The organism is Vibrio sp. Vb0304, from assembly GCF_033338995.1.
In the GTDB taxonomy this organism is placed as follows: Bacteria; Pseudomonadota; Gammaproteobacteria; order Enterobacterales; family Vibrionaceae; genus Vibrio; species Vibrio alginolyticus.
The window spans coordinates 1-1,587 of the sequence record NZ_JAWOTT010000097.1 but is presented as its reverse complement, the minus strand read 5'-3'; the positions used below and the strand labels follow the sequence as shown (position 1 = coordinate 1,587).

The window sequence follows — 1,587 nt, the reverse complement described above, 5'->3', positions numbered from 1 at the left end:
AAGAAGAATGCACAACAGTGCGCGTAGTTGCTCGGCTGATCCCTTCCGAGGTAGGAATCGCATCGTAGCCATTAAATAGAGCAATCCAAGTTACCGTAATGGCAAACACAAAGCATTTGATCATGCTGTTGCCGATATCTTGTCCCAACTCAACAGAAGATTGCATGGCTGCCCAAAAGCTGCCGTGATCCACACCTTTCCAATCCACACCGACGAGCTGTGCCCCCCAGATGCCAACAGCCATGAAGATCATCGCAAGTAGTGGCATTGAGATAGCCCCAGCCCAAAAACGTGGTGCAATCACTCGTTTCAGTGGGTCAACTGCCATCATTTCTAAGCTTGAAAGCTGCTCAGTAGCTTTCATCAAACCAATTTCTGCCGTCAGCGCAGAGCCTGCACGTCCAGCGAAAAGAAGCGCAGTAACCACCGGCCCAAGTTCACGCAGTAGTGACAACGCGACCATCTGACCAAGACTGCCTTCCGCGCCGTAATCCACCAGCACTACATAGCCTTGCAAGCTAAGAACCATGCCGATAAACAAACCAGACACGACGATAATAGCCAGTGATTGCACGCCAACGGAATACAACTGTTTGATGAGTAGAGGAAAACTTTTAGAGGGTTGAGGCTTAGAGAAGATAGCGCCAACAAGCATCAAGGTTGCACGGCCAAAAGCTTCACAGATGGCGAGCGTGCGTCTTCCTAATGAAGCGACAAATTGAATAAAGCTAGCGACCATCAAATAGATCCTTTTCGATACTTTGCGCAGGAAAACGAAACGGCACTGGGCCATCTGCATCACCTTGTAAGAACTGCTGCACTCGCGGGTCTGGGTTTTGACTCAACTCCTCTGGCGTGCCAAACGCGATGATCTTGCCATCTGCTAGTAGGTAAACCCAATCAGCAATACTCATGACCTCCGGTACATCGTGTGATACCACAATAGACGTAAGGCCTAGAGCTTGGTTTAAGTCTTTGATCAACTCAACCAAAACACCCATGGTAATTGGATCTTGTCCCACAAATGGTTCATCGAACATGATTAAATCAGGGTCAAGTGCGATGGCACGAGCCAATGCGGCACGCCTCGCCATACCGCCCGAAAGCTCACTTGGCATTAATTGCGCGGCTCCGCGCAGACCAACCGCTTCGAGCTTAAGCAGCACCATAGTACGAATCAAATCTTCTGAAAGATTGGTGTGTTCACGCAGTGGAAAGGCCACATTGTCAAATACATTCAAATCCGTGAATAGAGCCCCGGATTGAAACAGCATGCTCATTTTCTTACGAGCGTTGTAGAGTTTTTTGCGAGAAAGAGTCGGAATGTTGTCACCATCAAACCAAATCTCTCCTTGTTCGGGATACAACTGACCGCCAATTAAACGGAGCAGTGTCGTTTTACCGATTCCCGATGGTCCCATAATCGCCGTCACTTTACCTTCAGGAACATGCAGATCAATACCATCAAAGATCGTGCGATTTCCTCGTGAAAAAGTGAGGTTGTTCACGGTGACTAAATCGTTGTTCGACATATCATCTCTTCTACTGTCAGAGCATTAACGCTCGCAGAGTTGTCAAGTCAATCCG

At 48.3% G+C, this 1,587-nt stretch carries 2 protein-coding genes; both read right to left on the bottom strand.

What is annotated here, in order from left to right; translation table 11 throughout:
* A partial coding sequence (gene mlaE, locus R7P35_RS24080) for a lipid asymmetry maintenance ABC transporter permease subunit MlaE (RefSeq protein ID WP_318092844.1) occupies nt 1-739 on the bottom strand: 739 nt, incomplete at its 3' end.
* Nucleotides 729-1,532 (bottom strand): phospholipid ABC transporter ATP-binding protein MlaF, encoded by an 804-nt coding sequence (gene mlaF / locus R7P35_RS24075; RefSeq protein WP_005455119.1) that lies wholly within the window; start codon nt 1,530-1,532, stop codon nt 729-731. The genes mlaF and mlaE, both read right to left, overlap by 11 nt.
* Nucleotides 1,533-1,587: the final 55 nt, after the last annotated feature.

Coding starts and splice junctions, on each gene's coding strand:
- mlaF (WP_005455119.1), bottom strand. CDS start 1,532: ATGTCGAACAACGATTTAGTCACCGTGAACAACCTCACTTTTTCACGA.